The sequence below is a fragment of the Oceanobacillus luteolus genome, from assembly GCF_042678205.1.
GTDB classification, from domain to species: domain Bacteria; phylum Bacillota; class Bacilli; order Bacillales; family Amphibacillaceae; genus Oceanobacillus; species Oceanobacillus luteolus.
Map to the genome: position 1 here is coordinate 15,929 of NZ_JBHUDE010000044.1, position 25,594 is coordinate 41,522.

General features: G+C 39.9%; 23 protein-coding genes. 9 read left to right on the forward strand and 14 right to left on the reverse strand.

Going from position 1 to position 25,594, the window contains the following annotated elements; translation table 11 throughout:
* The first annotated feature begins 67 nt into the window (after nucleotides 1-67).
* Nucleotides 68-880, forward strand: a complete 813-nt coding sequence (locus ACFSBH_RS09695) for an undecaprenyl-diphosphate phosphatase (protein WP_379597295.1) — start codon at nucleotides 68-70, stop codon at nucleotides 878-880.
* Nucleotides 881-950: 70 nt separating this feature from the next.
* Here ACFSBH_RS09695 and ACFSBH_RS09700 read toward each other — a convergent pair whose 3' ends face one another.
* Together ACFSBH_RS09700 and ACFSBH_RS09705 are read right to left on the reverse strand one after the other, a co-directional pair.
* Complete coding sequence (locus tag ACFSBH_RS09700; protein ID WP_251514848.1) at nucleotides 951-1,262, reverse strand: metal-sulfur cluster assembly factor; 312 nt, start codon at nucleotides 1,260-1,262, stop codon at nucleotides 951-953.
* An 81-nt stretch (nucleotides 1,263-1,343) separates the two neighbouring features.
* Nucleotides 1,344-2,105: an alpha/beta fold hydrolase gene (locus ACFSBH_RS09705; RefSeq protein ID WP_251514846.1), complete on the reverse strand. Its 762-nt coding sequence runs from the start codon at nucleotides 2,103-2,105 to the stop codon at nucleotides 1,344-1,346.
* Nucleotides 2,106-2,249: 144 nt separating this feature from the next.
* On the opposite strand from ACFSBH_RS09705, the gene ACFSBH_RS09710 reads away from it, so the two are divergent.
* From ACFSBH_RS09710 to ACFSBH_RS09725, 4 genes are all read left to right on the forward strand, one after another.
* The gene (locus ACFSBH_RS09710) at nucleotides 2,250-3,080 is read left to right on the forward strand and encodes a Cof-type HAD-IIB family hydrolase (RefSeq protein ID WP_251514844.1); all 831 of its coding nucleotides are present in this window, start codon (nucleotides 2,250-2,252) and stop codon (nucleotides 3,078-3,080) included.
* An 83-nt stretch (nucleotides 3,081-3,163) separates the two neighbouring features.
* Nucleotides 3,164-3,313 carry a hypothetical protein gene (locus ACFSBH_RS09715; protein WP_379597276.1) on the forward strand — a complete coding sequence of 50 codons (150 nt, stop codon included), beginning with the start codon at nucleotides 3,164-3,166 and terminating at the stop codon, nucleotides 3,311-3,313.
* Nucleotides 3,314-3,511: a DUF3813 family protein gene (locus tag ACFSBH_RS09720; RefSeq protein ID WP_251514841.1), complete on the forward strand. Its 198-nt coding sequence runs from the start codon at nucleotides 3,314-3,316 to the stop codon at nucleotides 3,509-3,511.
* 191 nt (nucleotides 3,512-3,702) lie between these two features.
* A complete protein-coding gene (locus ACFSBH_RS09725) occupies nucleotides 3,703-3,966 on the forward strand; it encodes a NifU N-terminal domain-containing protein (protein ID WP_251514839.1) in 264 nt (87 codons plus the stop codon).
* Nucleotides 3,967-4,051: 85 nt separating this feature from the next.
* Here ACFSBH_RS09725 and ACFSBH_RS09730 read toward each other — a convergent pair whose 3' ends face one another.
* Together ACFSBH_RS09730 and ACFSBH_RS09735 are read right to left on the reverse strand one after the other, a co-directional pair.
* Nucleotides 4,052-4,459: a hypothetical protein gene (locus tag ACFSBH_RS09730; protein WP_251514831.1), complete on the reverse strand. Its 408-nt coding sequence runs from the start codon at nucleotides 4,457-4,459 to the stop codon at nucleotides 4,052-4,054.
* Nucleotides 4,460-4,464: 5 nt separating this feature from the next.
* A complete protein-coding gene (locus ACFSBH_RS09735) occupies nucleotides 4,465-5,307 on the reverse strand; it encodes a YitT family protein (protein ID WP_251514829.1) in 843 nt (280 codons plus the stop codon).
* Nucleotides 5,308-5,415: 108 nt separating this feature from the next.
* On the opposite strand from ACFSBH_RS09735, the gene ACFSBH_RS09740 reads away from it, so the two are divergent.
* A complete protein-coding gene (locus ACFSBH_RS09740; protein WP_251514827.1) occupies nucleotides 5,416-6,282 on the forward strand; it encodes a DegV family protein in 867 nt (288 codons plus the stop codon).
* A 413-nt stretch (nucleotides 6,283-6,695) separates the two neighbouring features.
* Here ACFSBH_RS09740 and ACFSBH_RS09745 read toward each other — a convergent pair whose 3' ends face one another.
* From ACFSBH_RS09745 to ACFSBH_RS09780, 8 genes are all read right to left on the reverse strand, one after another.
* Nucleotides 6,696-8,198 (reverse strand): alpha-amylase family glycosyl hydrolase, encoded by a 1,503-nt coding sequence (locus ACFSBH_RS09745; protein WP_251514824.1) that lies wholly within the window; start codon nucleotides 8,196-8,198, stop codon nucleotides 6,696-6,698.
* A gap of 601 nt (nucleotides 8,199-8,799) precedes the next feature.
* Entirely contained in the window at nucleotides 8,800-9,168 is a 369-nt protein-coding gene (locus ACFSBH_RS09750) for a YisL family protein (protein WP_251514822.1), read from the reverse strand.
* A gap of 140 nt (nucleotides 9,169-9,308) precedes the next feature.
* Nucleotides 9,309-9,803 carry a GDYXXLXY domain-containing protein gene (locus ACFSBH_RS09755; protein ID WP_379597280.1) on the reverse strand — a complete coding sequence of 165 codons (495 nt, stop codon included), beginning with the start codon at nucleotides 9,801-9,803 and terminating at the stop codon, nucleotides 9,309-9,311.
* A gap of 172 nt (nucleotides 9,804-9,975) precedes the next feature.
* Nucleotides 9,976-11,004, reverse strand: a complete 1,029-nt coding sequence (locus ACFSBH_RS09760; RefSeq protein WP_379597282.1) for a DUF2157 domain-containing protein — start codon at nucleotides 11,002-11,004, stop codon at nucleotides 9,976-9,978.
* An 18-nt stretch (nucleotides 11,005-11,022) separates the two neighbouring features.
* Nucleotides 11,023-12,192 (reverse strand): DUF418 domain-containing protein, encoded by a 1,170-nt coding sequence (locus ACFSBH_RS09765; RefSeq protein ID WP_251514802.1) that lies wholly within the window; start codon nucleotides 12,190-12,192, stop codon nucleotides 11,023-11,025.
* A gap of 95 nt (nucleotides 12,193-12,287) precedes the next feature.
* Entirely contained in the window at nucleotides 12,288-16,037 is a 3,750-nt protein-coding gene (gene addA, locus ACFSBH_RS09770; protein ID WP_379597285.1) for a helicase-exonuclease AddAB subunit AddA, read from the reverse strand.
* On the reverse strand, nucleotides 16,037-19,525 hold the full coding sequence (addB, locus tag ACFSBH_RS09775) for a helicase-exonuclease AddAB subunit AddB (RefSeq protein WP_379597287.1): 3,489 nt from the start codon (nucleotides 19,523-19,525) through the stop codon (nucleotides 16,037-16,039). Before addB ends, addA begins: the two co-directional genes overlap by 1 nt.
* 466 nt (nucleotides 19,526-19,991) lie before the next feature.
* Nucleotides 19,992-20,651 carry a TVP38/TMEM64 family protein gene (locus ACFSBH_RS09780; RefSeq protein WP_251517892.1) on the reverse strand — a complete coding sequence of 220 codons (660 nt, stop codon included), beginning with the start codon at nucleotides 20,649-20,651 and terminating at the stop codon, nucleotides 19,992-19,994.
* A 183-nt stretch (nucleotides 20,652-20,834) separates the two neighbouring features.
* Here ACFSBH_RS09780 and ACFSBH_RS09785 point away from each other — a divergent pair, with 183 nt between their 5' ends.
* Entirely contained in the window at nucleotides 20,835-21,236 is a 402-nt protein-coding gene (locus ACFSBH_RS09785; protein ID WP_251517889.1) for a YhjD family protein, read from the forward strand.
* On the opposite strand, the gene ACFSBH_RS09790 is transcribed toward ACFSBH_RS09785, so the two are convergent.
* The gene (locus ACFSBH_RS09790; protein ID WP_379597290.1) at nucleotides 21,209-21,754 is read right to left on the reverse strand and encodes a competence protein ComK; all 546 of its coding nucleotides are present in this window, start codon (nucleotides 21,752-21,754) and stop codon (nucleotides 21,209-21,211) included. The two genes, ACFSBH_RS09785 and ACFSBH_RS09790, sit on opposite strands and share 28 nt — an antisense overlap.
* A gap of 225 nt (nucleotides 21,755-21,979) precedes the next feature.
* Nucleotides 21,980-22,975, reverse strand: coding sequence for a lipoate--protein ligase (locus ACFSBH_RS09795; protein ID WP_251517885.1), 996 nt, complete (start codon nucleotides 22,973-22,975; stop codon nucleotides 21,980-21,982).
* A gap of 328 nt (nucleotides 22,976-23,303) precedes the next feature.
* Between ACFSBH_RS09795 and yhfH the strand changes: the two genes are divergently transcribed.
* Both yhfH and pepF read left to right on the forward strand, forming a co-directional pair.
* On the forward strand, nucleotides 23,304-23,432 hold the full coding sequence (gene yhfH, locus ACFSBH_RS09800; protein ID WP_251517934.1) for a protein YhfH: 129 nt from the start codon (nucleotides 23,304-23,306) through the stop codon (nucleotides 23,430-23,432).
* Nucleotides 23,433-23,640: 208 nt separating this feature from the next.
* Nucleotides 23,641-25,461, forward strand: a complete 1,821-nt coding sequence (gene pepF, locus ACFSBH_RS09805) for an oligoendopeptidase F (RefSeq protein WP_379597293.1) — start codon at nucleotides 23,641-23,643, stop codon at nucleotides 25,459-25,461.
* Nucleotides 25,462-25,594: the final 133 nt, after the last annotated feature.

Genomic DNA, 25,594 nt, shown 5'->3' on the forward strand with positions numbered 1-25,594 from the left:
TTGAAAATTGGAACTTGTCTAGAGGGGGTTGACTGCGTGAAAAAAGGAGCGAAAAACAATGGATTATATTCAAGATCTTATCTTAATCATTCAATATTTTATCCTTGGACTAGTTCAAGGAGTCACTGAACCTATTCCGATATCTTCTAGTGGACATCTGGTCATATTCAGAGAATTATTCGGGATTAAAGCAAAAGGACTTTCCTTTGAAATTTTTGTGAACTTTGCATCACTATTGGCTGTACTTTTAATCTATAAGGAAGATATTATACGTTTAATTAAAAATACATTGCTTTTTCTCTTCAAAAAGGATGAAGCGGCACGAAGCGACTTTCAATTTGTCATTTATCTAATTATCGCAACGATTCCAGTAGGGGTCGTTGGAGTTCTGTTTGGTGACTATCTTGGGGATTTACTAAGCCGAACGGAAGTCATCGGTATTACGCTCTTAATAACAGCTGCAGCCATTTGGATGATTCGTAACTTGCGGGGGAGAAAGCAAGACGGTGATTTAACAATGAAAGACGCCGTTATTGTTGGACTAGCACAAGCTGTCGCAGTCACTCCTGGTATCAGCCGTTCTGGAGCTAGTATTGTCGCCGCCATGATGGTTGGAATGAAACAGGATACCGCATTACGTTTTGCATTTCTATTATATATTCCTGTCAGTCTAGGTACGACAATTCTCGAGGTACCAGATCTCGTAACAAGTCCAGATTTCCAAGCACTATGGATTCCAAACACCATTGCATTTATTACCGCATTTGTTGCGACCTACTTCGCACTAAAATGGTTTATGGGCATCATGGCACGCGGAAACTTGAAGTATTTCTCTTATTATTGTGTCGTTGTCGGTTTACTGGTTATCATTTTCTTATAAAAAATAAAAAGCAGCAGCTGCGAATTTCTCGTTAGCTGTTGCTTTTATTTTATGACTATATGTGTTTGAATCAATCAGGAATTCCCAATGCAATTTTCGCATAGCGGGACATTTTGTCTTTATCCCAAGGTGGGTTCCATACGATATTTGTTACGGTTTCCTTTACTTCTGGAAGGTCACCAAGTGCATATTTAATATCTTGTTCAATATGCCCTGCCAATGGACAACCCATTGCAGTCAATGTCATTGTAACCGTACATACACCATTCTCATCAAGATCTACATCATATACTAAGCCGAGGTTGACGATATCTATGCCTAATTCAGGGTCAATTACGTTCTCGAGTGCACCCATCAGATACTCTTTTGTTGCTTCATCCATGTTTCCTACCTCCTTTATCCTTCTTGTATTAATTAAACCATATTTGCATGAAAAATTTAAGTAATTAAATTGTCCACTCTGTTACAAATATTTTTCGAACCATTTTACAAGTTCCAAAACAGCATTTCTGCTTACTTTATGTCCGGCATTTTGTTCTTTGATAAACTGGATAGCTTCCGGATTCGAATAATCCTGCTTCACTTCATCATAAAACGTATAAGAGTGGTCGAATGGAACGACGGCATCTTGTTGTCCATGCCAGAATAAAAGCGGCCTCTCGTTCAATTTTTCCGGCTGTAACGATAAATCACAGGTCTCCAGCTGGTTATACAGAGCGGCGATTTGCTCATCCGTAATCGGCAAGTCCCCTTCTTTCTTAAAGCTTTCAACAAGTGTCTTGGCAAAAGTTGTAATTCTTGGTGAACCCATTAAAATAACAGCCGATTTGATCCACTCATATTGTGAGAGTGCCGCGGAGGTAGTGATTCCGCCCATACTCGTCCCCGCTACACCAATTCTTCCATCTAAGATTAAATTTTCATCATCTAAGATTTGTTTTATTATCTCGAGTTCCTTTACATTATTCAGCACAATATCCCAGAAGGAAATTTGCCTCTTAAGTTCCGTTGTTTCCTGCTCCCTATCTCCATGAAGCTCACTATCTGGAAGCACAACACGATATCCTTTTTCCGCTAATAAAAAGGCTATAGTTAGATTATGCTCTTTCGCACTTGTAAATCCATGGAAAAAGATGACGGTTGGCAGTGCTTCTCTCTGTTTATTGCTATCTACTACAACTAAACTCGGTATATTTTCAAACTTCTCTTTAATAATTCCAATCATCCACTTCACCTCTCATTCTAATGTTACCTGTATTTCTAACCACCTTCCAGTATAAACGTCAATGCTCATTTTAATTTTAATTTACTTTACATTCGCCTCAATCCCTTATAGACTAGTTATTACAAATGAGGTGAATGAAAAAAGATGAAAAAACATATGATTGCATTAGACCTAGATGGGACATTACTTACAGATGATAAAAAGATCAGTGAGCACACGAAACAAGTACTTTTTCGGGCAAAAGAAGAAGGACATCTTTTGGTTATTTCAACCGGAAGACCACACCGGGCCAGCATCAATTACTACAATGAGCTCGAATTGGATACTCCGATGGTCAACTTCAATGGAGCATTGATCCACCATCCTCAAGACAGCAAATGGGATGCATTACATAGTCCAATGCCAATTCGAACTGCCCATAAAATTATTGATGCATGTTATGACCTCGGTGTTAATAATATTCTCGCTGAAGTGATGGATGACGTCTATCTCGATTCCTATGACAGTAAACTCCTGAGTTTCTTCGATGAATTGGAAAATGAGCCTGCTTATGTGATCGGGAACCTAAAGCAGAAGCTTGAAGTAGACCCGACCTCGGTCCTCGTCTATCCAGAAGAGAATCAAGTCGATAAACTCCGTAACCACCTCGATGAGTATCATGCTGAAGTAATTGAGCATCGTAAATGGGGTGCTCCTTGGAACGTGATTGAGATCATCAAAAAAGGAATGAACAAAGCAGTAGGACTTCAAAAAATCGCCCACTACTTCGACATTCCACAAGACCGCATCATCGCATTCGGAGATGAAGATAATGATCTGGAAATGATCGAGTACGCTGGAGTCGGCGTAGCGATGGGCAACGCTATTGAGGAACTGAAATCCGTCGCCAAACATGTGACAAAAACAAATGAACAAGACGGTATCGGCGTCTTTTTAGAAGAATACCTGAAAATAAAAACGAACACACCAAGCTGATATATTCATGCATAGCAAGGTTAGAAGTGTTCATACTAAAAGGGAGCGTGTGGAACGTTCCCTTTTTGTGTTTTCAATATTTGATGATAAGGAGGCTGACTTACCTGAACAAAAAGAAGAAAAAGGGAAACAGTGAATTAGTAAAAGAAAATGCTGTAGCATCCAACAAAGCCTTTACTGATAAGGCTCGTAAGAAAGCAGAAGTTGATGAACATACTCGAGGAGGATTTTAAATGGACCAACAACAATCACTTTTTCAACAAGCAAGACAACGTGTAATGGAAATGATGAACATGGGACAGCAAGCATCAGATACAGACCGTGAAGCTGTACAGCATGCCATTCAAGCAGCTTATCAAGAAGCGACGCCAGAGGAAAAACAAGAACTTGAACAACTTGAGAGTAAATTAAAAAATAATCAGCAGCTTTAATACGTAACGGATTCACTCGATAAAGGTGAATCCGTTTGTTTTTACTGCTGAATCAATAGTTTCATTGCTTACATTTTCAAGCGTTTCATCCCCCTTAAGCAGGCCCGACTTGACTTCATTCGCTTTACTTTTTAATTTCCTATATATCTGCTACTATATTAGTAAGTATGATTCAAAAAGGAGTGTGTGAAATGGCAATTCGTATGGAAGGGACCCCAAACCCAAACGCAATGAAATTTACATCGGATAAGCTGATTTTTGAAGGTACGAAAAGCTTCTCCCTTATGCCAGGAGATACGAGTGAACATGAAATTTTAAATGAATTGATGAAACTTGAAGGAGTCGATAACGTTTTCGGCTATCAAAATTTTGTAACAGTAAATAAAAAGTTCGACGTCGAGTGGGAGCAACTATCACCTAACGTAATTGAACTATTGGAAAAGAAAGGCTACTAATACATATCCACAAGAACTGCTTCACGAGTTCGGAGTGGGAATAAAAAAAGAATCATCCTGATTTGTGGATGATTCTTTTTGTTTTCTAATTTTCCATATCAATTGGAATATAATTCGGATGAATCGTCTCCCCATCCTCTGCCTTGCCATAAAGAGTCAAAATTGGACTAGCTTCTGCTTCAGATGCGGAAGCTGGAATTTCTCCAGTTATTTCAAAACTTTCCCACGTTCCTGCTGCTTCAGCTTCGAGTTCGTAAACAGCCTCTTCCTGAAGCTCCTCTTCACCTTGCTCTAAACGATAATAAAACACTTGCTCGTCTGAAGTGACCTCACCAGATAACACAAACGTGTTTTCCTCCTGTTGTAAATCTAAATTACGGAACAACAATGAGCTTGTTTCTTCTGTGTCCGATTCTTCCGCAGGCTCGGGATCACTCCCGCATCCTGCGAGGAAAATAATGAGTAAAATAGCTAATAAATAACTCTTCTTCATTCCATCTAATCCTTTCTAAATTGTCCATATACCGCAGTCGTTTCAACGACATTTGTGAACGCTTGTTCGTCTACTTCATGGATAATTTTCTCAAGATCGTATAGTTCATAACGGGTAAGTACAAGATATAACATTTTCTTCTCTGTTTTCGTATATGCACCCTGGGCTGGAAGAATCGTGATGCCGCGAATAAATTTACTGTGGATCGCTTGCTGCATCTCTTCAGCTTTCTGGGTTATGATCATCGCTGTCAGTTTCACATGACGAGTATGGATTGCATCAATGATTCTTGTCGTGACATAGAGAGCAACAAGTGTATAAAGAGAGTTTTCAGGTTCGTAAAGAACACCTGCCAATACAATGATCACCGCATTAAGAGATAAGAAATATCTGCCAACCGGTTTATCATTCAAACGGGAAAGGACCATAGCAACAATGTCCATTCCCCCTGTTGAAGCACCGATTTTCAGAGAAATACCGACACCGATTCCTCCAATTACCCCACCGAATACCGCATTCAGGATAATATCATTCGATAAAGCAATTACTGGCATAATCTCAAGAAAAATCGTAGCACAAACAACAGAAATAGCACTGTAAATGGTAAATCCCTTGCCAACTTTAAACCATCCCAGAATAAATACAGGTATATTCAGTAAGAGTAGAAACAGACCTGTTCCGATATTGACTCCAATAAAATCTTGGAAAACACTTGCTAATAACTGAGCCGCACCTGCAAAACCACTAGCATAAACGTTAGCAGCAATGAGGAAGAAGTTTAGCGATACTGCAGTTAAGAAAGCACCGATGATTACTATAATAATCCTTTTTGCTTCCATCATAAACATATTTGGTCCTCCTGATAACAAATTCATAACTTTTCAAATACTTTTTGACTAAATGACAATCAAGCTTTAAACTATAATAAGTAAGCAAATTAGAATGGAAGTGAAATCATGAACGTAAAAATCCTAGCAGATTCAGCATCTGACTTGTCAAAAGACCATTATAACGAATATGGCATTGAAATGATACCATTAAATGTTCATCTAGATGATCGTGCTTATGCAGATGTAAATGAAATTGATCCAAAAACGATTTACGATGCGATGCGTAATGGGAAAGCACCAAAAACATCCCAACCTGCTCCAGAGGCTTTTAAAAAGCATTTCATGGCTTGTGCAGAAAAAAACGAACCACTCGTTTATGTATCTTTTTCCTCGGAACTTTCTGGAACCTACCAAAGCGCTAAAATTATGGAGGATATGGTAAAGTCAGACTATCCAGATGCCCCTCTTTATATTGTCGATTCCAAATGTGCTTCCATCGGTTATGGTCTCGTTGTCTTGCATGTTGCTAAAATGGCAAAAGCAGGTGCTAGCGTAGAACAAATTATAGAAGCTGCCGAGTATCAAGCAAAACATATGGAGCATCTCTTCACTGTAGATGATTTAGAATACTTATACCGCGGTGGCCGAGTCAGTAAAACATCAGCCTTCGTCGGTGGCTTGCTGAAGATCAAACCACTACTTAACGTGGAAGATGGACGACTCGTTCCAATCGAAAAAATTCGCGGTTCTAAGAAAGTGCTTGGTCGTATGATTGAACTGATGGAAGAACGCGGAAAAGACTTCCAACACCAAGTCATCGGAATCAGCCACGGAGATGACTTAGAGAGAGCAGAACAATTATCAAGCATGATTCAAGATAAATTTGGCGTAGCTAAAGAAAATATTGTCATTGAAATGGTCGGAGCCGTAATCGGTGCACACGTTGGTCCAGGCACCCTTTCCCTATTCTTCTCCAACCAACCAAATAAATAATAAATTTGAAGACGTTTTGTTCTAAAATCAGACAAGACGTCTTTTTAATTGTTTTATAACACTTTTACACAAGAATGGCCATTTCAAACATACGAAGCCCTCACTTCGAGAAAATTTACAAGTTTATTCTCCCAAACTACAACTACCCACGTGCTTCGGGATGATAAACAATAGATATTTTCTTGAATAAGAGTTGCTTGCCAACATTCGAGAAAACAAACGCATTATATCTTCCCGAACAGAATTGCCTTCTCAACATTCGGGAAAACAAACACATCATATCTTCCCGAATTTGATTCCCTTCTCGACATTCAGGAAAATTAACCACTGCTATCCCTAACTAAGTGCCATTCAACCAACACGTCTTACTGGACATAAAAACGCTTGGCGGATTTCGCACCAAGCGCTTTAAATTATTTGGTTTGTTCGCTTGCTTCTCGTCTCTTCTGCTTCAAGGTCAGATAGATGATTCCAGTAACAAAAACAATCATCACTCCACCGACGAGTGAAATCAGAAGCCAGTTGAAGCCCTCATAGTCGACTACTTCATAAACTTCTACGGATTCACGAGGTATTCCGATCCGGTGGTTTCCTTCTTCATTTTCACGGGCGATATTATCTCCAAGATAACCTCTTAACATCTTATCAGAATCCACATCCGTTATATCTATATAGCTCGATTCACTGCCGTTATTGATAGCAACATACAATGTTTCATCCTCATATGTCCTCTTAAATACAGCAAACGAATCTCTTGAATCTACTAACTCAAAATCACCGTGGCGTAATGCAGGGAATTCATCGTGCAAAGAAGAGATTCGATCATGGAATTCTTTCAACTCTGGTTCTCCACTATGGTGTGGGACGAGCCGCTGAGAATCCTCGGCAGTTTCACCGTACATACTTACCTCAGAACCTTGTATTATCATCGGAGTTCCAGGTGTGGTGTACATATAAGTTAAGGCCAGCGTCCATGTCGTTACCGAATTTCTGCCGTTCTCGGAAAACTTCTGTGTAAAACGCTCAGAATAGAAATCATCTACAAACAGTATACTTCCCGCTTCAGCATATTCTTTATGGAGCTCTAAAATCTCCTCAGGCGACTGGTCGACCTCGCTGAACACTTCCGCTATTCCTCTACTTAACGCATAATTATCAACAGCATCCAGTTCTGTATTCTCCATAATTTCACTAACATCTGATTCGGGATTTAGAACATCGCCTATCAAATAGTGATCGGGATAACTATTTTTAAGTTCTGATGTAATATTCGATAAAAAATCAACAGAAGATTGGTCAACTGCGTGAAGCACTAATCCATCTACATTCGTTTCTTTTAGCCAAAACGAAGCAGCATCAATCAAGAATTTCTGTACCTCTGGATTATCTTGGTTTAATTGAACCACATTCTCTGTCCAATCCGGACCGTTCACTTCATCAGTCAAGATCCAATCGGCAAACTCTGGCTCCAGTGCTATTTCATGATCGCGCGAAACATAATTCGTGACGAATTCAATGACGACTTTCATACCAAGTTTATGCGCTTCTGCTACAAGCTCATCAAGATCCTCTATTGTACCAAACTGTTCTTCCATTTCCGTAAAATCTTCTACCCAATATCCATGAAAACCATTTTCCGAATTAGCCATTATCGGGGAAAGGGCAATCGTCGTTACTCCAAGGTCTGCTTTTTCATTGAGGCGTTTTTTAATTCCTTCGATATCTCCACCATGATAGGCTTGCGGATCATCCACATCCACTCCTTCATCGATAGAGAAATCACCATTATTATAGCGGTCGATCATGACTTTATAGATGATTTCATCTTCAATCTGTCTGTCCGCAGCTTCTATTGGTAGACCATATATTAATAGTGAAAATAATACCGCAATACTCATTATCATGTTCTTCTTCATCACTGTTCCCCCATCATTTCTATTACGTGTCCTGTACTATTATTAACGAAATTATTTATTAGTCAATTGAAATACAAAAATTGTTAAAAAACCTTCATAACTTCATGGTGATACTGAAAATGATAGCTGCTTGCGGGACTTTTTAAGTGGCAGCCGAACTTGCTGGGCTCTTACGTTTGATTCACCAATGAATTCAATGCGACAATCACACGTGAGGGACCCTTGCGTGCGATTCGACCACGATTTCTATGCAACAATCGCACGTGAGGGACCCTTGCGTTCGATTCACCCACGATTTCTATGCAACAATCGCACGTGAGGGACCCTTGCGTTCGATTCACCCACGATTTCTATGCAACAATCACACGTGAGAGAACCTTGCGTTCGATTCACCCACGATTCTAATGCGACAATCGCACGTGAGAGAACCTTGCGTTCGATTCACCCACGATTCCAAAGCAACAATTGCACGCGAGGGACTCTTGCGTGCGATGCAATCTCGATTTTCCGGAGACAGTCCATCGTGAGCATTCCAATACTTAAACTCATATGTAAACCAATAAAAAAGCCGCCCCACAATAAAGAGACAGCTTTTTCAAACTTAGAATGATAAAGGTAAACGAATATATCCAAGTACAAGTACGAGAATAAAAGCAATTGCAAATTGAACCCATGCGGACGTTGCTGGTTTGCCTTTTTTCGTTTTTGTAAGTACCATTTCCATCGCACCAATGAGCCAGATTCCAGCTAATCCTTTTGTAATCGCTTCTGCTCCTAATGGCATTTGGAAGTTCGCAAGATAAACATCGAACAGCAGATAACCACCAGTGAAGATGATAAATAAGTACATTAAACGTAAAATCATATGGACGATTTTTGCGCCTTTTTCATTTCCTTGTTTATAAAGGAAAAACGCCACTAATAGTAAAATTATTCCTAAAATCCAGGATGTAACATGCATGTGCAGCATAATGTAGGTTTCCTCCTTAATTTCATTAAAGATTGTCAACACCAATCATACCATGTTCCAAAAAAGAATTCATTTTATAACTAAGACTAGGAGCTGGATTTCACATTACCTATGTCAAACTACAGACACAATTTCCGAGCCTATAATTCTGCCACTTCCGTTATAGCTTTTTGTCCCCAAGGAGCGACCTTTAAAGTGATGAGCCATCTTCTATGCTTATCTTTGCCAGGATCGACTTGAGAAATCTTTTCTATCCCGTAGTCTACCCGATATTCATCCTTTATAGAATCAACATAAGAATAGGTTGCTGGCAGTGATACTTCTTCCGCACGAAGCTCTGGTCTCTCTTTTGTCACTCGGACAGCCCGATGAACTCCTGTATCATCGGGAGCCAATACAACAAAGACTTTCTCCTGATAATCGAGTTCCTCATCGATTTCCCAAATTTCTGCTGGAAGATAATTGATTTCATATTCTACGTAAACATCATTGTTAGCATGATACGTAGTTATTGGAGTTTTAGTTTCTAAAAAAATAGGTTTACCGTTATCTTTTATCCATTCATACTGGAAAGCAACGAGTAGAATAATAGCAGCTTGAACGATTAGCAGGAAAATAAAAATCAATCGTTTCATTTCAAGTCACTTCCCTCTTTTTTCAGCCTTCTCCGTTGTCTTTCAAAGATAAAACTAATCAGGAACAAAAGCACTCCGCCGATAAAGAAAAACAACGACTTATTGAGTGCATCCCAGGCATACTGGATATAGACATTGAAAGTGCTGAATAGGAAAGCAACCGTCCCAAGCATTATTCGCTGTGGGAGCTGTATTCTGTAGCCGATAAATATCCAACCAACGAGAAAACAAATAACACGATGATACTGAATAAATGAGCTTGCGGTAATAAAACGATCGGTAAAAACAGCACAAAATCAACCATTTCCTCCTTGCGCTCAGTACGCCATTTAACATAAAGCGCGAAAATAAAGACAAACAGCCAAACAATAAAAAAGCTAGTATCGAAACTTGGGATTTGTGGAGAGTACCAATCATCTTGCAACAGCAACGTCTGATACATGCCGTAGAGAAAGATGGAAATGAGGGCGACATAAGATATCACAACAGCATTTTCTTCCTTCCTTAATGCATCCCCCACTAGATAAAGTATAAGAATCGGAATCAGATACCAATAATAATGTTCAGAAACAGTCATGGTAAGTACGATACTCTGCAAAGCAAAGCTCGCAGCAAGTAAATAATAATACAAACCCAACTCTTCACGGAAAGCAAAATATCCAGCTCCAAGAAACATCACTACAAATAAAATCCAATTAAAGTCAGAAAATGACAATCCATTATACAATTGACCAATTGTTCCGATGACAACCAGAACGAAATATAGGAGTGGGTGTTGATAAAGATAGAAAAGCACGAGACCAACAGCAGTCCAAATGATGAACGGCCAAGCGGAAAAGAGCGTCACTTGATATATATCAATAACGAGCAATAATCCGGAACCGAAAACAATATATCCTAGCACGATAAAACTTATCCCGTAGAGTGTGTTGTTCTTCCGGTGAAGGATATCGCCAAGTATATAGAAGAACAACGTGACAAGAAGTAAAATAACGACACGAGATAGATGGGCTTGCCGTGCCCATTCCGACATAATGAAAGTTAAAAATCCTAGACCTGTCAGTAATACTGCGAAAAGGATAATAATATAATTCGGTCCAGTTTCCTTCTTGCGTGCTAAAATGCGATTCAATTGTTCCTCGGAAATAATCCCTTCTTTTACCCACTCTTTTCCTTCCCGTTCAAGTTCCTGCCTTTTCATATACGCCTCTCCTTTCCATCACTTCCGTAATGCTTGACGTTGCTTATAATTCAGACTGCGCCATACCCATTCCAATGGACCGAACCGAAAACGAAGCAGCCACCATTTACTTAATATGATTTGCAGTCCAAAGATAATCAGTGCAATTAATACAGAAACAGCTGGAGTAACCGAATGATATAACCCTAAACCTACACCATAAAAAAGCAGAAAACAAACAACGGATTGCAATATATAATTGCTCAACGCCATTCTCCCTACATATTGAAGCGGACGGAAAATTTTCATTCCGATATCAGTCTGTGCTCCCAATGTAATGAGAGTCATGTAGAAAAGGGCTGAAGCTGCGCCACCGAAGTTATCCTGCACATACGTAAGCCATAAAGGATTACCAAATAGATAAGGTCCGAATTTCAAAATGACACTTAATATGAATGTAATCACCAACAAACGTGATAAAACCTTCTGAAATTCTTCTGGTTTATGAAACCAGCGCTTTCTTGCCAAATACATTCCGAATAGGAATAAAGGCAATAGAATAAAGCAAAGTAAAATAAAAGTAATCCCTGAATTCGCCATCAACCAATCTTGTAAATTCTGTTGCCAGATCAACGGAAATGAACCACTGGAATAGTTATGAATTGCCACACGAATTCCTTCTTGATCGGTCCAATTCATCAAATGCCTTACAGGATATAGAAGTAACGTGATGATTCCAACACTGCCTCCAAAGAGGATTGCAGCCCAAATTAAAAGTGTCCGGTCCTTAACTTCAAGGAAAAGCAATAACAATAATCCAATCAAGCCATAAGAAAATAAAATATCTCCATGCCAAATGAGGATAGCGTGCACGAGACCAAATCCAATTAATACAACCTGTCTGCGAAACAGAAAACTGGAATATTTCATCCCTTTGAGCTGCAGTCTGTCTTTCATCAGCTGCCAACTAAAACCAAATAAAATGGAAAACAACGTATAAAAGCTGCCTTGGAAGAAGATATCAATAAATGCTAATGTAAATTGGTCTAATGGTGAATTCCAAGCCTCCTCCGCACCTCCACGAAGAAAATAAGGTGCAGAGAAAGCACCGATATTCACCATAAAGATGCCTAGAATTGCAAAACCTCTGATCATATCAATATGGTTTATACGATTTTGATCAGACGTTGGTTTGAGTTGACCGTGCATACTTAATAATCACCCTTTTTAAATTTACTTTCAAAAAAGGTGGCTCTTCACAATCGTTATATGAATGAGCCACCTTCTATTATGAAGAATTAATATTATTTGTCTTTATTGTACACCTCAGGTACTTCAATGAAAAGTTGTTTGTCAAAGAAATATAAATAAGCTTCTTTAACTGGCTGTTTCCATATCCGCTCGACAGCAGAACGATACAACGTAAGCTGCGTTTCATATCTTTTTCTCAGCTTTTCAATCAAAGCATCACTGACCGGTTCGTTGATCATATCCGTCTTATAGTCCAAAATGATCCAGCCATCATCTTTAGGAATCAGACAGTCAATTACCCCTTGAATCAACACCTTTTCATTTTTCTCCGGATCAAACGACGGATAAACTTCTGTTGCATCCAACATCAGACTGAAAGGAGCTTCCCGGTAGACTTCTTTGACTGTCATGATATATTCAGCAAGAGGTGTTTGATAGAAATGCTGTATTGCTTCGATATTGATTTCTTCTGCTTCTTCAGCAATAAGAATTTCCCTTGCTACAAGCCGGTCGATCTGCTCGACGATTTCATCAGCGTAGAGCGGACGATCGAGCGGCAAATGCTGCATAACCGTGTGCATTGCTGTCCCTTTTTCTGCAGCACTCAATTTTTTCTCTTTTTGCAGGAAGTTCGGCCGCTTCACGATTGGGGGTTTGTAATCTTTTATTAATTGGTCCCCGCTATATTCATCAAACATTTCCCGCTGACGTTTAATTTCCGTTACCGTCTGTTTTGCCCTAGTAACCGTCGCCTCTTCATCCGGGTAGCGGTAATTCAATCTGGCATCGACAACCTCCCGTTGACCCTCTTTTTCATGGGGAACCGGCTCCCAGCTTTCGATATGTTTTTTTAATAGTTCTTTTTCTTCCTCGTCCGTCGATTCCAAATTAGTCAATTCACTAGCATGCAGAATCGTCACTTTCCATTTAGAAGCGTCTTTCCTTATTTCCGTCAATAAATGATCAGAAGGTTCACGGCTTCTTAATGCTTCACTATGCTCATGTCGAATGAGTGCTGGGCCGACCCAGTCGAGATATGACTTTTTATCGATTCGATAATGTTCCGGCAACACCCAATCATGATGGTCAAGCATTTGATCCCAGCTTTCCAGTTTCTTTTCCAGGGAATTGACATAACCGACCATGACGAGCTTCTCCCTCGCACGGGTGAGTGCTACATAGAGCACTCGCATTTCTTCGGCTAACTGTTCACGTAGTTTTTTTCTTTTAACTGCTTCGTAGTAAAGCGTCGTATAAGATAAACGTTTCACTGGATCAATGTATTTCGTCGCAAATCCATAATCTTTATGGAGCAAGTATTTTTGGCTCAAATCCCGCAAATTGAATTGCTTGTCCATGGAACCGACAATGACAATTGGGAACTCCAGCCCTTTACTTTTATGGATGGTCATAATACGGACAACATCTTCCTGCTCACTAAGGGCACGGGCGACACCTAAATCATCCCCACGTTCCTCCATCCGTTCGATAAATCGTAAGAAACGGAATAGGCCTCGGAAACTGGTCGATTCATAACCGCGTGCCCGATCATACAATGCCCGCAAGTTCGCTTGTCGCTGTCTGCCACCAGGCATTCCGCCGACGAAGTCATAATACCCTGTTTCACGGTAGATATCCCAGATCAGTTCCGATAACGCTCCTTCCCTCGAAGCCCGGCGGAATTGCTCCAAGTGGGAAAGGAAGAAATTGATTTTTTCTGTCGTTTCATTGTTATTCGCCTTTTCATATTCTTGGAGTGCTTCATAATACGAAGCTTGGCGATTGGCCATCCGAATATTCGCAAGCTCGTCTTCATTCAACCCGACAATTGGAGAACGTAGGACAGATGCCAATGGAATATCCTGACGTGGATTATCGATCACTTTTAATAAGCTCATCATTATTTTTATTTCAATCGCTTCAAAGTATCCTTGTGATACTTCTGCATATACAGGGATTCCTTGTTTTTTCAACTCGTCGACAATAACAGGTGCCTGTGTCATCGAACGGAGTAAAATAACGATATCACGATATTGTGCAGGTCGTTGTGAACCTGTTTCTTTATCAAACACTAAGAACGGCTTTCCTTCTTTTCCAATCCAGTTCTTAATTTGATCTGCATAAGAGCGGGCTTCGATCTGAGCTTTTTCCAAGTCACGAAAATCTTCTGACTCCCCGTTCTCATCATTAGTCACAAATCCAGACACTTCTTCCTTCTCTCCATCGATTAAATAAAGTTCTGCTTCAGGCTGATCGATTGGAGCATCATCATAACTTTTATTACCATAGATCAATTCAGCTGCTTGATCATAATTTATTTCACCTAATGCTTCATCAAGAACTTGTCGGAATATATAGTTCGTCCCTGCCAAAACTTCTTCCCGACTGCGGAAATTACTTGCAAGATCAATACGGATTCCGCTATCTTCCTCTGTAGCAAACCGTTTATATTTCTCCAAGAACAATCCTGGTTCCGCATGTCGAAAACGGTACACACTCTGTTTCACGTCACCCACCATAAAGATATTTCCTGGCTCTTCTTGTTTACTGACAAGACGGATGATCGTTTCCTGAACGAGGTTTGTATCCTGATATTCATCAACCAAAACTTCTACAAATTTTTCTTGGAAATGTTTAGCCACACTAGAAGGTTTTATAGCATCTGCTTCCTCGTTATCCGATAACAACTCCAGACAATAATGCTCTAAGTCGGAAAAATCAACGAGCGCCTTCTCCCTTTTAATACTTGTGAATCTATCTTTAAACTCTTTTACGAGTTCTGTAAGCTTCTTCACGACAGGGTAGAGTTCCCGCATATCCGCTATATGTCGATCCAGGGTTCTGCTGAGCCAATTTTCCTTGATTTTATTAAAGTTGTTTTTATAAACTTCACGTAATTTTTTTACCGCATCTTTCTTATCTTCATTACAATCCATTTTCTTCGATGAAAGACGAGCAAATTTATAAGCGCTCATATAAGCTGTCAGGTTATCCCATGAGTCCATATGTTCCTCAGCCTCGGATAATCCTTTCAAGTCAGCCTCAATCGTTTCAATATAAGCGTATGGGCCATCAGTTTCCCTAGCGATTTCCATTGCTTGCTCCATCTGTTCACGGAGAGCAGTGAATTGATTTCTCACTTCATATTTGAGGATATCCAGGAATTCTAAATCCTCTTCCTGCCAATCTTCCGGAATTTGATATGCCTCGGCTAACGAATCGAGCCACTGTTCCGGCTGAGGGTTTTGAACGGAAAAATGATAAAGATCGAGGATAAGCTGTTCCACATCCACATCACTGCGGTCACTTGAGAAACGATCGACGACCGCAAAAAATTCTTCTACTTTTCCTGTTTCGTCGCCATACCATTCTTCAAATAAATCATCAAGGACATCTTGTTTGATTAAATCCATCTCCATACCATCACCGATACGAAAACCTGGATCGATGTCCAATAAATAAGCGTATTGTTTTACTACATCTAGACAGAAGGAGTGCAGTGTCGAAATCGACGCGCGCTGCAGTAAGGAAAGCTGCTTTTTCAAATGAATCGAATGCGGTTCGGATTCCAATGCTTTTTCCAATGCAAGTCCGACCCGATTGCGCATTTCCTGTGCAGCAGCATTCGTGAAAGTTACGACCAATAAAGCATCGATATCTACTGGATTTTCCTTGTTTAATAGCTTTTGGATGATCCGTTCCACAAGGACTGCCGTCTTTCCCGAACCAGCTGCAGCAGCTACGAGGATATTCGTTCCTGATGTATAGATTGCTTGCTCTTGTTCTTTTGTCCACTGTACCATTATTGCTCCTCCTCTCCACTGATTCTCTTCAGCACTTCTTCTTCCCTCATCTGCTTCAACCGGTGGAAGTTGTTTTCTTCCAATCCTGTATCAAACTGACAGACTGATAGGAAAGGACAATACGTACAGGCTGTTTCTTGTTTATATTGGTAAGGGTTGAGCTTGACTTTTCCGGTCGTGATTTCAATACCTGCTTCTTCAATCAACCCATGGATATACTCTTGCAATTGCTGAAATGTGTCCTCAGATGCAACTTTCGATGTTTTGTAGAAACTACCATTCTTTGAAATCGCCAACGGCAGCATATCACTATAACCTGAGGATAGCGCAGTATCCATATTTCGGACGACGGATTCATCAGCCAGCACTAGACCTTGCATTTTATATTTCTTGAATAGTTCCTTTTCCAATTTAGTTTCTTCCATATCAGGTTCTTCACTGATCATTGGATTGTGTACATGGAAATACAGCACACCTGCTGGGGTTGCTTTCATGCCAAGCCACGACTCAGCTTGAGACAGGACAACATCAAGATACGTCAACATCTGCAAAGCAAGACCATAGTATACCTCGACTAAATTCAAGCCCTTTGAACTAGATTTATAATCTATAATTCTCAAATACAATTGCGAATCGTCCACCGCCTGATCGACACGGTCAATCCGACCGCGCAGAATAAGCTCAAAACCATTCGGCAACTGCATCGACAATGGTTTCAATGGTGCATTTTCACCAAAAGCAACTTCAAGACCTACAGGTGAAAAATTACTTTTCCTTGCTTGTTCACTTAAGATAAATGTCGCCCTCGCAATAACCTGCTGTAACTTCTCCTGAATATATTTATAACGGTTCGAACTATGCAGGATTTGATGCTGTAAAATCGGTGCCAGCTTTCCGACTGCTCGATTTGCAAAGTAATTGGAGTCTTCTTCGGTAAGTTCTTTATAATCTCTGCCTTCAAGCCGGATCCAATCCGTAATCACTTTTAAAGCTTCATGGAATAACTGTCCGATATTCGGTGCATCCAGTTTATACGTCTGCCGCTCCTCCAAGTTCAAACTGTATCTTGCAAAGTGTTGGTAGGAACAACGATAATAGGTTTCCAACCTGCTGACACTCGCTTTAATTTGTTTCGGATACAATTCGTTGATTGTATCTTCCGAAAGGTCCGTTGGTCTGTTTTGGTAATAGAGGCTTTGTAGAATGGTATAAGTCGTTTGATGTTTCGGTTCATTTTCTATATACCAATTAAGTACAGACCACCAAATATCCTCTACCGGATAACCTCTACGGTAACGAGCAAGTTGGGCAGTCAGCGCCGCTCTTGTTTTCACCGGATTCGTAATGAAGCGGTCTGCAGATACGAGCTCATCTGGATCCTGAAGTAACAAACGTTCACTAGTTTCCGGGAAAAGAGCCTCCATCCGCTTAATAAGCTGTGATGGCATCTTCCCCTTCCCTTCCTCATCACTTAGTGTATAGCTGATATGCAACCTGTCCCTCGCCACGGTAAAGGCCAAATACATGTAAAAGTGGTCATCAAGCAACTGGCGGACACTGCTTTCAGCCAGACGAATCCCATGCTGCTCCAGGAGACCCCTTTCCGTTTCATTAATAAGACCATCACCTCCAGGTTTCATTGGCCATGTACCTTCATTCACACCAAGTAGAAACGCGACTTTCACTCCACCAACCCGCGAGCGGTCAATCGTCCCCACAATGACATGATCCAAGCTGGGTGGTACATGAGCAAATTCAAGTGTTTCCAATCCAGCTTCCAACGTATTTCGGAAGACATCGACACTTAAATGTTCGTCACCGGCTATTTCCACCAGTTCGTCCAGTATTTGGATTACACCTTCCCACACTTGCTCCTGTTCACGTGCCTTTTCAATTTCTCCAGCCGCATCATCGCTATCCCGTAATTTTTCCAGCTTTTCCGGTGCTCTCACTTTTTCAAACAATGCATACAAAATTTCACAGCGTTCCCGGACAGTGGTTGCCGCTCTTACTGCTTCATCAAATTCTTGCAAAGCAGCGACAATTTGTCTGCGGTAGCGATTGATCCGCTTTTGTTTTTCTAGTTCTTTATCCGTTTGCCGAGCTTCATCAAATCCACGGAAACGCTGGAAGATCCACTCTTCCTCTGAAAACCACCGTTCTCGCGTACGGATTCCATATTCGAGGATATAATTTTCCAGCTCATCTATCGCATCCGCTGTCAGTGGGTATTCCTCGTCAGACGCTGGAACGAATCCTGTCTTCAATACGCGAAACAGCGCATCATAACGCCAATTCCCTTCTACCACGTCGAAAATGGAACGGATAAATTCAATAAATGGATGATTCAACATTGACCTTTTCTCATCAAGGAAGACGGGGATGCCGTGATCCTCAAAAATTGTGGCGATCAAATCATGGTACACAGGTGCTTCCCGCATAAATAGAGCAAAATCACGGAAACGATAATTTTCCTCGCGCACTAAACGAAGTATTTCTTGAGCAGCTCCCTCCACTTCCGCACGTGGATGCACTGCTTCAGCAATTGTTATTGGAACACTACCTTCATAAGCAGGTGCTGGTCTCGTATCGAAATATTTTTCCATATGGACAAAATAAGGCCTGTCTCTAAATCTCCCATGTTCCGGACTAAACTCAATACGTTCCTCTAATGGGATATCATTTGCCTCCGCTGTTTGTAACAGTTGATGGTAAGTTTCCTTCGTTTGATAGAACAAATCAAGCTCCGTAGTCTCTTCATAAGGGTCGTCCAACGTCAGGACAACCGTCACCATCTTACATTTTTTAAGTAACGCTTCAACGACTGCCATTTCATTTGGCGTAAATTGATGAAAACCATCCAAGTAAATCTCTGCCCCTTCCAACAGACGGGACGCATTGATTTTCTCAGCAAGCAACTGAAGCTGGTCTTCACTATCAATATAATGAGGTGCCAGTTTTTCAGTAAGACGTTCGTAAATGTACAAAAGATCTCGAAGTTTCTTTTCTAAAGTCACCTCAGTCGGTTCTTTATGTACAAACTTCTCCATTTGAGCAATCTCCTGATGCAGCAATTCGGGAGTCACTTGATACCTCTTAAATTCAGTGATCATCCGTTCCATATCCTGCAGGAAGCCTTGTTTTTCGACCGCTTTCTGGAAGGTGTGCCACTCCCCATCCTTTTCCTCTATGATTTTCCTCAGCATCATTTGAATACCGATGGAGCTGATAAATTGTCTTTTTCCGCCACCAACTTCCTGCAAAATCCGCCAAGCAAGTCGTGAAAAACTGGACACTTGAGCACGGATGCTTCCCTCAATTCCTCCCGCTGTAAATAAAGCACGCTCCTGCTGAAACGTCATTTGGTCAGGAACAATATAATAGATCGGTGCACCATGCGGGTTGGACAACAATTTTTCTCTTATTTCTTCAATTACGACATCACTTTTATCCGTACCGGAACGACCAGTGATAAAACGAATCCCCATATGGTTACCTCCTCTGCTGTATAGTTTTTAATGTCTCAATTGACATGATTATAGATGACTTTTGTTTGTTCGTGTCGTTAGAACCTTTCTATGTGCACGAACAAAAATCCTTTCTGCGCTTTCGTGTCGTTAGAACACTTCTAAGTGCATGAACGAAGGTGCTTTCCACGCTTTCGTGTCATTAGATCACTTCTAAGTGCATGAACGATGGTGCTTTTCACGCTTTCGTGTCATTAGAACACTTCTAAGTGCATGAACGAGGATGCTTTCTATGCTTTCGTGTCCTTAGAACACTTCTATGCACTCGAACGAAGGCGCTTTCTACGCTTTCGTGTCCTTAGAACCTTTCTATGTGCACGAACGAAGATGATTTTTTCGCTTTCGTGTCGTTAAAAACCTCACCAGTAACCAATAAAAAGGCTTATATCTCTATTTTACCAGAGATATAAGCCTCATCCTACCGTTTTTAATTGTCTGTTTTTGGAGATGCTTTCTTTATATCTTTCTGTTGCAATCTTCCTTCGACATATTTCCCTAAAAACCAAAATAAACACATTCCTATTAAAACGACAATCGTTTTCATTGGGTTTTGGGCAAATTCCATTATGCTTGATCCCACATACGCTATGGAAAAAATCATCACTGTCTTTCCTAATAGTACAGCCAATATGAATTGTTGCGTACTTACCTTGGAAAAACCTGCAACAACGTTGATGATGGCAGATGGCGAAAACGGAAAACATAATAGCAAGAACAATGGACCGAAACCATGTCGTTCGACCCATTTCGTCACTCGGGAAACTTGCTTGTTTTTCATTATTTTACGTTCTACCCATCCTACACTTGATAGCCTTCTCATTAGAAAAAATACAAGGATGGCGCCAATACATGCACCAATCCACGAATAGAAGAATCCTTTCAACAACCCATAAGCGGCAGCATTACCCAACACAAATACCATCAAAGGCAGAAACGGTAAAAATGCTTCTATAAATGGCAATAAAATTCCAGGTAAGGGGCCGAGCCCTTCATATTGATTTAAAAGCTGCTGAATAAAATCATCTAGTTCTTCGTTCTTTAATACGGTTCTCCAATTATGAAATGTTATAGTGTCAAGTACATACATTTATTTATATTCTCCTCAGTCAGATCAAACACGTTTCCTTTATTTTAAATTATCACAGAAATAATTCCTAGTTATATACCGAAAATTTGCCACTTTCTTTTCCATAATATTATTTTGTAGTATTTTTTTCAGTTATAGCGTATAATAAAAACACAAACATATGTTCTAAAAGGAGAATGACTCATGCGTTTTCTAACTGAGGAAGAATATTCCATTGCCTCTCGTTTTCTTTTCCTTTCTATGGCAATTGCTGTAATTAGGTTAGACATCCGAAATGTTGAGCAAGGGGCGTTTAAAATAAAGGCACCTTATCTGGAAATGTTAAAAAAAATGGAGTCTCTTGCGTTGGAAGAGCGGAGGGAGTTAAGAATCAGAATGAAAAAACAATCGATAGAGGTTGTTACATTAAATAAGAACGATTCCTTCTCCTCCTTCCTTTTTCTATGCCAAGGCAGGGAAGAAAAACGTAATTTTTTTAATCCAACAATACGTAAAAAAGTGGAAACAATCATCCAGGAACTTCTCGTTCATGCTCTTTCAGCACTCGAGCAAAACGTTCAGCTTTCCACCTCATCTAACTCATAATTTTTAGATGGGGAGCGTTCAGCTACAAATCCCTTTTTAATATTCCTCATCCGATTATCAAGAAGGAATCTGAACTGTGCCGTACGACGGATTTGATTAAGCATGGAACCATAAGAAACATCTAAAACAATGGTCTTACCATTTCTGAAAATGATTTCCGTCCGTCCTTCTGGCAATTCTTGTACTCGATCAACATGTGAATGGGCGATCCATGAGCATTTTGGACTCATTGGGGAGTATGTAGGGAAGAAATACATCCCACTTGCAGGATCAATGGAAATCGGAACCTTATGGGTAAGCCCACTAATATTCTTGGTACCTTCTTGCCTTCCTTTCAGACTGCTTCCAAAAAACATACAAGCGGCATCGATGAGTTTACTCGGGGGTTTCGTGCTGACGTACTCTGCAGTTTCCTCTAAAATGTAACTGATTGGCCTACCTCCTTCATCTCGACTGGCGATTACCGCCATCGTCAAAGGACTAATTTCATGATAAGCTGTGAAAATTTGTTTTTCCATAGTGAACTTCCTTTCCTATGGAAAAGAAAGCGGCTTGCTAATATAATAACAAATACCTAGGTAAAAAGAAAGCTAAAAAAGCTAAATTTATCAAAAAATCTAACAAATCGTAAAAAAGTAACTGCAAAATATGCTATTAAAACGACAAAAGCATCTATAGACTTTTCTATAGATGCTTTTATTATGAGCAAAACAGATTCACGCATATGGGTCTTTAAACCCAAATCAATACAATAAATTAATAAAATCTTCTTTTGAGATTTTTCCTAAATAATGAGAAACTGGGAAATCTTCCAATGCTGCTTCAATCGTTTTACGATCGTGACGAAGACCGATTAATTTTTGTTCTAATTCTTTGATATCACCAATTCCAAAGAAGTCACCAAAAATCGTGCAATCTTCAATCATTCCTTTTTTTACATTTAAACGGACATCGACAAGACCGGCTGGAAATTTATATTCTTCTTGAATATTAAATTCAGGTGATTTTCCATAGTTCCACTCCCACTTTTGGTAACGATTGCGAGAGATCTCATGGATTTTTTCCCAATCTTCTTCGGTCAACACATATTGCGGAACATCCTTTACATCTTCCACCTCAAATACGTGCTTTAAAATCATTTCCTTAAACTCATCGATTGTCAGTTTTTCCTCAAGGAATTCGTTTATATTCGCAACACGGCTTCTTACAGACTTGATTCCTTTTGATTCAATTTTTATCTTCTTCACTTTTAATGCCTTTGTCAGCTCTTCAATTTTAGAATTAAGCATTAATGTCCCATGGCTGAACATACGACCTTTTGTAGAAAACATCGCATTTCCGGATATCTTGCGTCCTTCAACAGCAATATCATTTCGACCTTGTAGTTCTGCAGGGACTCCTCTTTCATTAAGTGCATCAACGATAGGCTGAGTGAACTTCTGGAAGTTTTGGAAACTCTCCCCATCATCCTTCGTGATAAAGCTGAAATTCAAGTTTTCTTCATCATGGTATACCGCACCGCCACCAGAAAGCCTGCGAACAACTTTGATATTATGTTTTTCCACATATTCCGTATTGATTTCTTCAATCGTGTTTTGATTCCGTCCAATGATGATAGACGGTCCGTTCACGTAAAAGAGCAAGTATGTATCTTTTTCACCAAAATTCTCTAGAATGTATTCTTCAATTGCAAGATTAATCATTGGATCTGTAATTCCTTTGTTGTCTATAAACTTCATCTATTGCTCCTCCTCTAATGAATGAAATATCTAACATTAGTTTAATGTAAACAAAAAAGTAAAGCAATTAACTAAGCCAACTGACGATTGTAGTATAACAGCACAAAATTCCTCTGAAGATTTATATATGTACAAAACCAACTCTTACATTTTATAATTAATCTTCTAAACTCCTAAATATGCTGAAAAGCCGCTCAATACATGCATCTTTAAATAAATCTGAAAATATTTTAAAAAATGTAGTAACACAGTATTGACAAACCAAATACTGTTATATTACAATACATCTAACATGAACTTATCATATAACAGATGAGGAGGAGCCCACATGCAAGGTTTAATTGAGTTTTTCAAAAGTTTACCGAAGAAAAAATGCCAGAAATGCGGTCATGATATCTTCGAAAAAGCTGATTGTTACGGTAATGTATGTGATGAATGTGATCATCCGGCTAGGTAGTCACGAAACTTCTGTTTGTTTGATAAGAAAAAATTCACTTTAATTATTTGTTTCTATCTGTAATAAATCACCATATTTCTCCTTTTTGGCGGCTATCTTGTATAGCTGTTTTTTTTTGCATTTATTTATTTCTGAAAAGTAATATCATTCTATCAATCTTTGTATTATAATTATTTAGTGTACCGAAATATTCGAAAGGAGTAATACCATGACGATTCATACAAACGTACGAAATAGTCGTTCTGACGTACCTGAGGAGCAAAAATGGAACTTGGAAGATTTATTCGCAACTTATGAAGAATGGAAAGAACAACTGGATACACTTGGAAAAGATGTCGAGCAGGTTACTGCATTTAAAGGAAAGCTCATTGAGAGCCCTTCAACTCTATTGCAAGCTATTCAAGCTATGGAGAACTTCCAGAAAAAAGTGGTGCGTGTGGCCACCTACTCGAACTTAAAAGTGAACGCCGATGGAGCTGATCCAGCAAACCAACAAGATTCCGCGCTTGTTGCCAGTGCGTTAGCTAAAATCAGTGCAAAAATCTCCTTCTTTAATTCCGAGTTACTGGAATTGACCGAAGAAAAAGTCGAGGAATATTTGGAAAAGGAACCAGAATTGAAGATTTATAAAAAATTATTTTACGATACGTTAGAAGAAAAACCACACCAGCTCTCACCAGAGATTGAAGAAACACTTGCAGCTCTTGGAGATATCCATGGTGCCCCCCATCGCATTTATCAACGGGCAAAAACTGCAGATATGGAATTCGATCCGATTAAAAATGCTGAAGGTGTCGAACTGCCAATGTCTGAAGCTTTATATGAAGACCGTTATGAATTTACATCAGACACAACGGCAAGAAGAAATGCATACCAGTCATTCACCAAAACGTTGAACCAATATAAAAATACATTTGCTGCAGTATATGCAACAGAGGTTTCCAAGCAAGTCACGTTATCCAAACTCCGAAACTACCCATCGGTAACAGACATGCTGCTTGCACCACAACAAGTGACACAGGAAATGTACCATAATCAACTTGATATAATCGGAAAAGAATTGGCTCCACATATGCAGCGGTATGCTAAGTTAAAGAAAGAAAAACTAGGACTGGATGAGCTGCATTATTGTGATTTAAAAGCACCACTAGACCCAGAATTCAACCCACAAACGACTTACGAGGATGCAACAAAAACGATTTTAGAATCCCTATCTGTAATGGGGCCGGAATATCAAGAGATCATGAGAAAGTCAATTCATGATGGCTGGATTGATCGAGCAGACAATATCGGCAAGGCCAACGGGGCATTTTGTTCAAGTCCGTATGGGGTTCACCCATACATACTAATTACATGGACAGATACAATGCGAGGCGCTTTCGTCTTAACGCATGAAATGGGACATGCCGGGCATTTTTATTTGGCTGGGAAAAACCAGACATTATTGAATACACGTCCTTCTACATATTTTGTAGAGGCACCATCCACTTTAAATGAATTACTACTAGCTGAGCATCTCATGAACCAAACCGATGATGTACGAATGAAGCGTTGGGTAATCACCCAATTGCTCGGAACATATCATCATAATTTCATCACCCATTTATTGGAAGGTGAACTACAACGCCGTGTCTATCAGCTTGCAGAAGATGGTGTACCACTAACAGCAAATGTCCTGACTGAACAGAAGCTGGATGTAATTAAAAACTTCTGGGGAGACAGCATTACGGTGGATGATGGGGTTGGTTTGACTTGGATGAGGCAGCAGCATTATTATATGGGACTCTATCCATATACTTACTCTGCAGGACTTACCGTTTCCACTGCAGTAGCACAGATGATAAAAGAGGAAGGTCAGCCTGCTGTAGATCGCTGGCTTCAAGTGCTCAAAGCTGGAGGTACAGCGAAGCCGCTTGAGTTAATTAAATTAGCCGGTGTTGATATGTCCACAGCAGACCCTATTAAGATTGCAGTTGATTATGTCGGTTCGTTGATAGACGAATTGATTAAGAGTTATGAAGTCGAATAAAAATTAAAGCCTGGAATTCATGATGAATTGGTGGCGACCCCTAAAAGTTAGAGTTTTTATTATGCAGCTGATTGGCTGGATTGAGTTCGGTATTCTATCGGACTTAATCCAGCCAATTTTGCTTTGGTTCGTA

Coding starts and splice junctions, on each gene's coding strand:
- ACFSBH_RS09735 (WP_251514829.1), bottom strand. CDS start 5,307: ATGTTTATGATGGAAGCAAAAAGGATTATTATAGTAATCATCGGTGCT.
- ACFSBH_RS09740 (WP_251514827.1), top strand. CDS start 5,416: ATGAACGTAAAAATCCTAGCAGATTCAGCATCTGACTTGTCAAAAGAC.
- addA (WP_379597285.1), bottom strand. CDS start 16,037: ATGGTACAGTGGACAAAAGAACAAGAGCAAGCAATCTATACATCAGGA.
- ACFSBH_RS09725 (WP_251514839.1), top strand. CDS start 3,703: ATGGCAATTCGTATGGAAGGGACCCCAAACCCAAACGCAATGAAATTT.
- ACFSBH_RS09720 (WP_251514841.1), top strand. CDS start 3,314: ATGGACCAACAACAATCACTTTTTCAACAAGCAAGACAACGTGTAATG.
- ACFSBH_RS09750 (WP_251514822.1), bottom strand. CDS start 9,168: ATGCTGCACATGCATGTTACATCCTGGATTTTAGGAATAATTTTACTA.
- ACFSBH_RS09745 (WP_251514824.1), bottom strand. CDS start 8,198: ATGAAGAAGAACATGATAATGAGTATTGCGGTATTATTTTCACTATTA.
- pepF (WP_379597293.1), top strand. CDS start 23,641: ATGACGATTCATACAAACGTACGAAATAGTCGTTCTGACGTACCTGAG.
- ACFSBH_RS09710 (WP_251514844.1), top strand. CDS start 2,250: ATGAAAAAACATATGATTGCATTAGACCTAGATGGGACATTACTTACA.
- ACFSBH_RS09705 (WP_251514846.1), bottom strand. CDS start 2,105: ATGATTGGAATTATTAAAGAGAAGTTTGAAAATATACCGAGTTTAGTT.
- ACFSBH_RS09765 (WP_251514802.1), bottom strand. CDS start 12,192: ATGCACGGTCAACTCAAACCAACGTCTGATCAAAATCGTATAAACCAT.
- ACFSBH_RS09780 (WP_251517892.1), bottom strand. CDS start 20,651: ATGTATGTACTTGACACTATAACATTTCATAATTGGAGAACCGTATTA.
- ACFSBH_RS09795 (WP_251517885.1), bottom strand. CDS start 22,975: ATGAAGTTTATAGACAACAAAGGAATTACAGATCCAATGATTAATCTT.
- ACFSBH_RS09755 (WP_379597280.1), bottom strand. CDS start 9,803: ATGAAACGATTGATTTTTATTTTCCTGCTAATCGTTCAAGCTGCTATT.
- yhfH (WP_251517934.1), top strand. CDS start 23,304: ATGCAAGGTTTAATTGAGTTTTTCAAAAGTTTACCGAAGAAAAAATGC.
- addB (WP_379597287.1), bottom strand. CDS start 19,525: ATGGGGATTCGTTTTATCACTGGTCGTTCCGGTACGGATAAAAGTGAT.
- ACFSBH_RS09760 (WP_379597282.1), bottom strand. CDS start 11,004: ATGAAAAGGCAGGAACTTGAACGGGAAGGAAAAGAGTGGGTAAAAGAA.
- ACFSBH_RS09700 (WP_251514848.1), bottom strand. CDS start 1,262: ATGGATGAAGCAACAAAAGAGTATCTGATGGGTGCACTCGAGAACGTA.
- ACFSBH_RS09790 (WP_379597290.1), bottom strand. CDS start 21,754: ATGGAAAAACAAATTTTCACAGCTTATCATGAAATTAGTCCTTTGACG.
- ACFSBH_RS09730 (WP_251514831.1), bottom strand. CDS start 4,459: ATGAAGAAGAGTTATTTATTAGCTATTTTACTCATTATTTTCCTCGCA.
- ACFSBH_RS09715 (WP_379597276.1), top strand. CDS start 3,164: ATGATAAGGAGGCTGACTTACCTGAACAAAAAGAAGAAAAAGGGAAAC.
- ACFSBH_RS09785 (WP_251517889.1), top strand. CDS start 20,835: ATGCGTTTTCTAACTGAGGAAGAATATTCCATTGCCTCTCGTTTTCTT.